We start from the raw sequence: 9197 nt of genomic DNA, 5'->3' as shown, positions 1-9197 counted from the left end.
GGCGGCGGATGGGCGGAAGGTTACATCAGCACGATATCGTACTGCTCCTGGCTCAGATTCGACTCCACCTGCAGCGACACCGGCTTGCCGATGAAGTCGATCAGCATCGCCAGATGCTGCGACTCCTCGTCGAGGAAAAGGTCGATCACCTGCTGCGCGGCGATCACGCGAAACTCACGTGGATTGAACTGCCGCGACTCGCGCAGGATTTCGCGCAGGATGTCGTAGCACACGGTGCGCGACGTCTTCACCTGGCCCTTGCCCTGGCAGGTCGGGCACGGTTCGCACAGCACGTGCGCGAGCGATTCGCGCGTGCGTTTGCGGGTCATCTCGACGAGCCCGAGCTGCGAGAAACCGTTGACCGTCACGCGCGTGCGGTCGCGCGACAGCGCCTTCTTCAGCTCGGACAGCACCGCGTCGCGATGCTCGGCGTTCTCCATGTCGATGAAGTCGATGATGATGATCCCGCCGAGGTTGCGCAGCCGCAGTTGCCGCGCGATCGTATGCGCGGCCTCGAGGTTGGTCTTGAAGATCGTGTCGTCGAAGTTGCGCGCGCCGACATAGCCGCCCGTGTTCACGTCGATCGTCGTCATCGCCTCGGTCTGGTCGATCATCAGGTAACCGCCCGACTTCAGGTCGACGCGGCGCGACAGCGCGCGCTGGATCTCCGTCTCGATGTTGTACAGGTCGAACAGCGGCCGCTCGCCCGTGTAGTGATGCAGCTTCGGGCTCACGGCCGGCGTGAATTCGCCCGCGAATTCCGACAGGCGCTGGTACGTCTCGCGCGAGTCGACCTGGATGCGCGTCGTGTCGTCGTTCGCGAAATCGCGCAGCACGCGCTGCGCGAGATCGAGATCCTGATACAGCAGACTCGTCGCCGGTAGACGCTGCGCTTGTGCGACGATCGTCGCCCAGGTCTTGCGCAGGTACGTGACGTCGCCGGCCAGTTCGTCGGAGGTCGCATCCTCGGCGATCGTGCGCACGATGTAGCCGCCTTTCTCGTCCGGCGGGATCACGGCCGTCAGGCGCGCGCGCACGGCCTCGCGCTCGGCCTCGCTCTCGATTTTCTGCGAGATGCCGATATGCGGCTCCTGCGGCAGGTAGACGAGCGTGCGCCCCGCGATACTGACCTGCGTCGACAGCCGCGCGCCCTTCGTGCCGATCGGGTCCTTGATCACCTGGACCATCAGCGTCTGGCCCTCGAACACGATCTTCTCGATCGGCTGGTGCGGCGCGCCCGACTGCGGCTCGCCCGCGAGGCGCGGATGCCAGATGTCGGCGACGTGCAGGAACGCCGCGCGTTCGAGGCCGATGTCGATGAACGCCGACTGCATGCCGGGCAGCACGCGCACGACCTTGCCGAGATAGATGTTGCCGACCCGCCCGCGCGACAGCGTGCGCTCGACGTGAAGCTCCTGCACCGCACCTTGCTGGACGAGTGCGACGCGCGTTTCCTGCGGCGTGAGGTTGATCAGGATTTCTTCGTTCATGGTGCGGTTCAGAAGGCGACGCGTGCGGTACGCAGCAGCGCGGCAGTCTCAAAAAGGGGCAGACCCATGATACCTGAATGGGACCCGTCGATTCGCTCGATGAATTCGGCCGCGCGGCCCTGGATCGCGTACGCGCCGGCCTTGCCGAACGGCTCGCCGGTTTCGACGTAGCGCACGTATGCGTCGCGCGGTGCGTTCGAAAAGCGTACCGACGAGCGCGACAGCGCGGGCGGCAGCAGTTCGCCGTCGGCACCGATCACGGCGACGGCGGTCAGGACTTCGTGTTCGCGGCCCGCGAGGCGGGTGAGCATCGCGAGCGCATCGTCGGCGTCGGCCGGCTTGCCGAGGATCGCGCCGTCGATCGTCACCGTGGTGTCCGCAACGAGCACCGGCGCGGCCGGTTTGCCGCTCGCGACGAGACGCGCACGCGCGGCCTCGGCCTTCGCGACGGTCACGCGCCGCACGTACGCGTCGGCGGCTTCGCCGGGCAGTTCGGCTTCGAGCGCCTCGGCGTCCTCGTCGGGGCGCGGCAGCAGCAGCTCGAAGCGTACGCCGATCTGCAGCAGCAGCTCCTGGCGGCGGGGGCTTTGCGAAGCGAGGTAAAGGATCGGGAAAAGCGCGGGGGACGTGCTGGACGGCATGGTGTCGTTATCTCGTTGAGCGCGCCCGGCGCGCGTCTCGAGGACGACACGTCATGCGCGGTGGTAGGGGTGATTCTGCGTGATGCTCCACGCCCGGTAAAGCTGTTCGGCGAGCAGCACGCGCACCATGCCGTGCGGCAGCGTCATGCTCGAGATGCGCAGCAGCACGTCGGCGCGTGCTTTCAGGTCCGGATCGAGCCCGTCGGCGCCGCCGATCACGAACGCGACGTCGCGGCCGTCCTGCTGCCAGCCGGGCAGCGCCTGCGCGAGCTGCATCGTGGTCCAGTCGCGGCCGCGCTCGTCGAGCGCGACGAGGCGCGCGCCCTTCGGCAGCGCGGCCTCGATCTTCTGCCGCTCGGCGGCCATCACGCTTTCGGCGCTGCGGCCGCCCGAACGCAGTTCAGGCTTGATTTCGCGCAACTCGATGCGCAGTTCGGGCGGCATCCGCTTCGTGTATTCGTCGAAGCCGGATGCGATCCAGCCGGGCATCTTGTGACCGACCGCGAGGATGAAAAGCTTCATCGACAGACGCGTGACGGCTCAACGGCGGCGGGCGGCCGTCTTGCGCGCCGGGCGTGCGGGCGCTTCTTCCTCTTCCTCGTCGTCTTCGCTCGCCGTGGCGAAGCCATTGCCCTTGCCGCCGCCCAGCTTCATCCGCACGGGCTTGTCGCCCCAGATTTCCTCGAGGTTGTAGTACTGGCGCAGCGCCGGTTGCAGGATGTGCACGACCGCGTCGCCGCAGTCGACCAGCACCCATTCGCCGGTGTCCTCGCCTTCGGAGCTGACGACGTCGCCGCCGGCTTCCTTGACCTTGTCGCGCACGTTCGACGCGAGCGCCTTGGTCTGGCGGTTGGAGGTGCCCGAGGCGACGACCACGCGGTCGAACAGTTCGGTCAGGTGGCTGGTGTTGAACACCTTGATGTCTTGCGCCTTGACGTCTTCGAGGGCGTCGACGATCACGCGCTGCAGTTTGCGAATATCCATGGATTCAGGAATGGTAGAGGCGATGTTGAAGAATATAGGCCCATACGGCGGCCGGCACATGTTCGGCCGATGCGTGGGGCATTTGCGCATGGCGTGCGATGCATTCGCGCAGGTGCGCGCGGATGTCGGTCGCGGCGATGTCGAACGAAAGGGTCGTATCGATCAGCAGGCGGCCTGCCGGCGTGGCCTTGAGCACGTCGGCGCCGGCCTGCCGCGCGGCGATTTCCCGCGCGACGTCCGGCGGCGCCGCGCCGAGCTCGAAGCCCGGGCGCGTCGACACGCCGATGTGCGCGTAGTCGAACAGCGTGCGCCAGTCGCGCCACGTATCGAGGCGCACGAGCTGGTCGGCGCCGATCAGCAGCGACAGCGATGCATCCGGGCCGATCCGCTCGCGCCAGCGCGCGAGCGTCTCGACCGTGTAGGTCGGGCCGGTGTGCTCGATCTCGTCGGTGGCGACGGTCACGGTCACGCCCGGCAGCACAAGCGAATCCGCCGCCGCGCGCGTCATCGCGAGCCGGTGCTCGGCGGCCGACACGTCGCGCTTCTGGTACGGCTGCCCGGCGGGCAGCAGCACGAGTTCGGTCAGGTCGAGCAGTTCGGCGAACCGGCGCGCGAGCGCGAGATGGCCGTCGTGGATCGGGTCGAAGGTACCGCCCAGCAAGCCGATACGACGCGGCAGCGGGGCGGGGCGGGCGGTGGTGTCCAGAAACGCGTCCTTTCGTTGGGGCAGCGGCACGCGCGGGCTCAGACCCAGTCGCGCGGCACGAGGAAGTCGCTATAGAGGCGCGCTTCCGGCGAACCCGGCTCGGGTTGCCAGTTGTAGCGCCAGTTCGCGACCGGCGGCATCGACATCAGGATCGACTCGGTCCGGCCGCCGCTTTGCAGGCCGAACAGCGTGCCGCGGTCGAACACGAGGTTGAATTCGACGTAGCGGCCGCGGCGGTAGGCCTGGAAGTCGCGCTCGCGCTCGCCGTACGGCAGCTCGGTGCGGCGCTCGACGATCGGCAGGTAAGCGTTCAGGAACGCATCGCCGACGCTTTGCATCAGGTCAAACGAGCGTTCGAAACCGGGCTCCGAGAAGTCGTCGAAGAAGATCCCGCCGATGCCGCGCGTCTCGTTGCGGTGCTTCAGGAAGAAATATTCGTCGCACCATTGCTTGAAGCGCGGGTAGAGCTCGGCGCCGAACGGGTCGAGCGCGTCCTTGCAGGTCTGGTGGAAATGCCGCGCGTCGTCCTCGAAGCCGTAAACCGGTGTCAGATCCATGCCGCCGCCGAACCAGAACACGGGCGCCTCGCCCGGTTTCGTCGCGATCAGCATCCGCACGTTCATGTGGACGGTCGGGCAGTACGGATTGCGCGGGTGCAGCACCAGCGACACGCCGAGCGCCTCGAAGCCGCGGCCCGCGAGCTGCGGGCGCGCCGCGCTCGCCGACGGCGGCAGCGCGTCGCCCGCGACGTCGGAAAAGCCGATTCCCGCGCGTTCGAACACGCGGCCGCCTTCGAGAATCCGCGTGCAGCCGCCGCCGCGCAGGCGTTCGGCCGGCCCGCGCTGCCACGTGTCGGTCGCGAGCGGCGTGCCGTCGAGCGCGCCGAGCGCGTCGGCGATCCGGGTCTGCAGGCTCTGGAGGTACGTGCGCACACGCGCCACGTCGTAGGTCGAATCGGTCATGTCTGGACTGGCGGCCCCCGCCTGACGCGGGGGCCGTAAAAAAAGCATCTGCCGGGCATTCTATCGAACCCCGGCAGAGGGGCCGCCGCCGCGCGGGCGCGGGGCGGCGATTGCGACGTCACGTGCTCTTGCGGTTGAGCGCGCGAAAGCCGATGTCGCGGCGGTACTGCATGCCTTCGAAATTGATCTGGTTGATCGTGTCGTACGCATGCTGCTGCGCTTCGCGCACCGAATCGGCGAGGCCGACCACGCACAGCACGCGACCGCCCGACGTCACGAGCTTGTCGCCGTCGGCGAGCGTCGTGCCCGCATGGAACGTCACGGCCTGTTCGGTTTCGGCCGGGATGCCGTTGATGCGGTCGCCCTTGCGCGGCGCGTCCGGGTAGCCGTGCGCGGCGAGCACGACGCCCAGCGCGGTGCGGCGATCCCAGTCGAGCTCGACCGTGTCGAGCGTGCCTGCGATCGCCTGCTCGACGACCTTCGAGAAATCGCTCTTCAGGCGCGCCATGATCGGCTGCGTTTCCGGGTCGCCCATCCGGCAGTTGAACTCGAGCGTGCGCGGATTGCCGTCCTTGTCGATCATCAGGCCCGCGTACAGGAAGCCCGTGAAGCGGATGCCGTCCTTCTCCATCCCGCGCACGGTTGGCATGATGATCTCGCGCATCACGCGTGCATGCATCTGCGGCGTGACGATCGGCGCGGGCGAATACGCGCCCATGCCGCCGGTGTTCGGGCCGCGATCCTCGTCGAGCAGGCGCTTGTGGTCCTGGCTGGAAGCCAGCGCCAGCGCGTGCTTGCCGTCGACCATCACGATGAAGCTGGCTTCCTCGCCATCGAGGAATTCCTCGATCACGACGCGCGCGCCGGCATCGCCGAGCTTGTTGCCCGACAGCATCATGTCGACGGCCGCATGCGCTTCTTCGAGCGTCATCGCGACGACGACGCCCTTGCCGGCCGCGAGGCCGTCGGCCTTCACGACGATCGGCGCGCCCTTCGCGTCGATGTACGCGTGGGCGGCGGCCGCATCGGAGAAGGTTTCGTAGTCGGCGGTCGGAATGTTGTGGCGCTTCATGAACGCCTTCGCGAAATCCTTCGAGCTTTCGAGCTGCGCGGCTTCGCGGGTCGGGCCGAATACCTTCAGGCCGCGTGCGCGGAACAGGTTGACGATGCCGGCCGCGAGCGGCGCTTCCGGCCCGACGAGCGTGAACGCGACGCCTTCGCGCTCCGCGAAATCGGCGAGTTCGTCGAGCGCCGTGATGTCGACGTTCTTCAGACGCTCGTCCTGCGCCGTGCCGCCATTGCCGGGCGCGACGTAGACCATCTGGACGCGCGGCGATTGCGCGAGCTTCCACGCCAGCGCATGTTCGCGGCCGCCGGAACCGACGACGAGTAGTTTCATGGGATTCCCCGCAGACTAGAAAACAGGGCGGCCGGCACGCTCAGGCGCGCCGGCCGCGAAATCGGTCGGGCCGCCGTCGCAACGCTGCGCGCGGCGGCCGGCATCTCATTCCTCGACGATGACGGCGTTTGTATACACGTCCTGCACGTCGTCGAGGTTCTCGAGCGCGTCCAGGAGCTTCTGCATCTTCGCCGCGTCGTCGCCGGTGAATTCGACTTCGTTCTGCGGCTTCATCGTCACTTCGGCGAGTTCGGCCTTGAAGCCGGCGGCTTCGAGCGCGTCCTTCACCGCGGAAAACGCCTGCCAGTCGCACAGCACCTCGATCGAGCCGTCGTCGTTCGTGTTCACGTCGTTCGCGCCGGCTTCGAGCGCGGCTTCCATCAGCGCGTCTTCCGACGTGCCGGGCGCGAACAGGAACTGGCCGACGTGATCGAACATGAACGCGACGGAGCCGTCGGTGCCCATGTTCCCGCCGAACTTCGAGAATGCGTGGCGCACTTCCGCGACCGTGCGGGTGCGATTGTCGGTCAGCGTGTCGACGATGATCGCCGCGCCGCTGATGCCGTAGCCTTCGTAACGGATTTCTTCGTAGTTCGCGCCGTCCGCGCCGCCGACGCCGCGATCGATCGCACGCTTGACGTTGTCCTTCGGCATGTTCGCGTCGGCTGCCTTGTCGACCGCGAGACGCAGGCGCGGGTTCGAGTTGACGTCGCCGCCGCCGAGGCGCGCCGCGACCTGGATTTCCTTGATCAGGCGGGTCCAGATCTTGCCGCGCTTCGCGTCGGCCGCAGCCTTCTTATGCTTGATGTTGGCCCATTTCGAATGACCAGCCATACCTTTCTCCGTGCCCGGGCGCGCAGCGCGGGCGATTGTTTCAGTGTGTCGTTGAATCGGCGGCCGTTTCGGCGGGCATGAAGCCGCGGGGCCGCGCGTGTCGAGTGGATCGTGATTTTATCACGCGGCGACCGCCGCTTCGGGGCCGCCGCGCATGGCCGAACGGCCGGGGCGGCCGTCGCGGCGCGCCGGGACGCGCGGCATGGCGGCGCCCGACGCCCGGTGCGCTCAGTTCTTGGTGCCGAACAGGCGGTCGCCGGCGTCGCCCAGGCCCGGCACGATGTACGCGTGTTCGTTCAGATGCGAGTCGAGCGACGCGACGAACAGCTTCACGTCGGGGTGCGCGTCCTGGAACACCTGCACGCCCTCGGGCGCGGCGACCAGCGCGACGAACATGATGTTCGCGGCCGGCACGTTGCGGCGCTTGAGCACGTCGACCGCATGCACGGCCGAATAGCCGGTCGCGACCATCGGGTCGCACAGGATGAAGATGCGGTCTTCCAGGTCCGGCAGGCGCACCAGGTATTCGACCGGACGGTGGTCCTCGGCGCGGTACACGCCGATGTGGCCGACGCGCGCGGACGGCACCAGGTCGAGCAGGCCGTCCGACATCCCGATGCCCGCGCGCAGCACGGGCACGATCGCGAGCTTCTTGCCGGCGATCACCGGCGCGTCGACCGCCACCAGCGGGGTTTCGACCCGCTTGGTCGTGATCGGCAGGTTGCGGGTGATCTCATAGCCCATCAGCAGCGTGATCTCGCGCAGCAGTTCGCGGAACGTGCGCGTGGACGTGTCCTTGTCGCGCATGTGCGTGAGCTTGTGCTGGATCAGCGGGTGATCGGTGATGAAGAGGTTCGGGAAACGGCTGTCCTGTTTCATGACGGGGTGCCTTGGCGGCAAAAGGGGATCGGGGGCGGCGGCGGCCATGAGCCGGCCGCCGCTCATGGCCGCAATTTTACCAAGGCGCGCCGCGCGATCCGGATATTATCGACGTCTCACGACAATCCGCGTGCCGCGCACGCCCGTTTGCCCGCCGCCGGCGGCCACGCGGGCCCGTGCCGGCACGCGCGCCACCAGGGAAACGACGATGGATCTCGGCATCGAAGGAAAGACCGCGCTCGTGTGCGCGGCCAGCAAGGGCCTCGGGCGCGGCTGCGCGGAAGCGCTGGCCGCCGAGGGCGTGAACCTCGTGATCGTCGCGCGCACGCGCGACACACTGGAGGAAACCGCGGAAGAGATCCGCGCCGGCGCGAACGTGTCGGTCACGGCGGTCGCGTGCGACATCACGACGCCGGACGGCCGCGCGGCCGCGCTCGCCGCGTGCCCGCAGCCGGACATTCTCGTGACGAATGCCGGCGGCCCGCCGCCCGGCGACTTCCGCGACTTCTCGCACGGCGACTGGATCCGTGCGCTCGAGTCGAACATGCTGACGCCGATCGAGCTGATCCGCGCGACCCTCGACGGGATGATCGGCCGCGGCTTCGGCCGGATCGTCAACATCACGAGTTCGGCCGTGAAGGCGCCGATCGACGTGCTCGCGCTGTCGAACGGCGCCCGCTCGGGGCTGACCGGCTTCGTCGCGGGGCTGTCGCGCAAGGTCGCGGGGCAGGGCGTGACGATCAACAACCTGCTGCCGGGGCTGTTCGACACCGACCGGATCGCGACCACGCTCGCCGCGTCGGCGCAGGCGCAGGGCGTGACGGTCGACGAGATGCGCGCGCGGCGCACCAGGGACATCCCGGCCGGGCGCCTCGGCACGCGCGCCGAGTTCGGCGCGGCCTGCGCGTTCCTGTGCAGCGTGCACGCCGGCTACATTACCGGGCAGAACTGGTTGCTCGACGGCGGCGCGTATCCGGGTACGTTCTGACCCGCGCTTTTCGCTTCACGACGACAACAACCGAACGACGAAGGAACTGGAGATGAGCAAACCCCGCATCGCACTGATTGCGCACGACGCGAAGAAGGACGAGATCGTCGCGCTCGCGGGCCAGTATCGCGAGACGCTCGCGCAATGCCGGCTGGTCGCGACCGGCACGACGGGCGGCCGTATCGCCGCCGCGCACGGGCTCGAGGTCGAGCGCAAGCTGTCGGGGCCGCTCGGCGGCGACCTGCAGATCGGTGCGGAACTCGCCGACGGCCGCGTCGACATCGTCGTGTTCCTGCGCGACCCGATGACCGCAC

General features: G+C 68.2%; 11 protein-coding genes. 2 read left to right on the top strand and 9 right to left on the bottom strand.

The features are described from left to right. Positions 1 to 20: 20 nt before the first annotated feature. The 9 genes from rng to upp form a co-directional block, all read right to left on the bottom strand. Positions 21 to 1490, bottom strand: coding sequence for a ribonuclease G (rng, locus tag JMF90_RS11790; RefSeq protein WP_011545847.1), 1470 nt, complete (start codon positions 1488 to 1490; stop codon positions 21 to 23). Between the two features lie 8 nt (positions 1491 to 1498). Further along, positions 1499 to 2131, bottom strand: a complete 633-nt coding sequence (locus tag JMF90_RS11785) for a nucleoside triphosphate pyrophosphatase (protein ID WP_006478221.1) — start codon at positions 2129 to 2131, stop codon at positions 1499 to 1501. 51 nt (positions 2132 to 2182) lie between these two features. Beyond that, positions 2183 to 2653: a 23S rRNA (pseudouridine(1915)-N(3))-methyltransferase RlmH gene (gene rlmH, locus JMF90_RS11780; RefSeq protein ID WP_006478222.1), complete on the bottom strand. Its 471-nt coding sequence runs from the start codon at positions 2651 to 2653 to the stop codon at positions 2183 to 2185. 18 nt (positions 2654 to 2671) lie between these two features. Beyond that, on the bottom strand, positions 2672 to 3115 hold the full coding sequence (gene rsfS, locus JMF90_RS11775; RefSeq protein WP_006484266.1) for a ribosome silencing factor: 444 nt from the start codon (positions 3113 to 3115) through the stop codon (positions 2672 to 2674). Between the two features lie 4 nt (positions 3116 to 3119). Next, positions 3120 to 3851 (bottom strand): nicotinate-nucleotide adenylyltransferase, encoded by a 732-nt coding sequence (locus tag JMF90_RS11770; protein WP_054928028.1) that lies wholly within the window; start codon positions 3849 to 3851, stop codon positions 3120 to 3122. 8 nt (positions 3852 to 3859) lie between these two features. Further along, positions 3860 to 4783, bottom strand: a complete 924-nt coding sequence (gene hemF, locus JMF90_RS11765) for an oxygen-dependent coproporphyrinogen oxidase (RefSeq protein WP_054928027.1) — start codon at positions 4781 to 4783, stop codon at positions 3860 to 3862. A 118-nt stretch (positions 4784 to 4901) separates the two neighbouring features. Then, positions 4902 to 6182, bottom strand: a complete 1281-nt coding sequence (gene purD, locus JMF90_RS11760; RefSeq protein WP_011694339.1) for a phosphoribosylamine--glycine ligase — start codon at positions 6180 to 6182, stop codon at positions 4902 to 4904. Positions 6183 to 6287: 105 nt separating this feature from the next. Continuing rightward, positions 6288 to 7016, bottom strand: coding sequence for a YebC/PmpR family DNA-binding transcriptional regulator (locus JMF90_RS11755; RefSeq protein ID WP_006478227.1), 729 nt, complete (start codon positions 7014 to 7016; stop codon positions 6288 to 6290). 228 nt (positions 7017 to 7244) lie between these two features. Then, the gene (gene upp / locus JMF90_RS11750; RefSeq protein WP_006478229.1) at positions 7245 to 7895 is read right to left on the bottom strand and encodes a uracil phosphoribosyltransferase; all 651 of its coding nucleotides are present in this window, start codon (positions 7893 to 7895) and stop codon (positions 7245 to 7247) included. Between the two features lie 208 nt (positions 7896 to 8103). Here upp and JMF90_RS11745 point away from each other — a divergent pair, with 208 nt between their 5' ends. Next, positions 8104 to 8883: an SDR family oxidoreductase gene (locus JMF90_RS11745; protein WP_054928026.1), complete on the top strand. Its 780-nt coding sequence runs from the start codon at positions 8104 to 8106 to the stop codon at positions 8881 to 8883. A gap of 52 nt (positions 8884 to 8935) precedes the next feature. After that, positions 8936 to 9197 (top strand): methylglyoxal synthase (locus JMF90_RS11740; RefSeq protein WP_201325122.1); only part of this gene is annotated, 262 nt, incomplete at its 3' end.

The sequence above is a fragment of the Burkholderia sp. E168m23 genome, from assembly GCF_016586125.1.
Taxonomy (GTDB): Bacteria; Pseudomonadota; Gammaproteobacteria; order Burkholderiales; family Burkholderiaceae; genus Burkholderia; species Burkholderia orbicola.
This window is presented reverse-complemented; position numbering and strand designations above follow the sequence as displayed.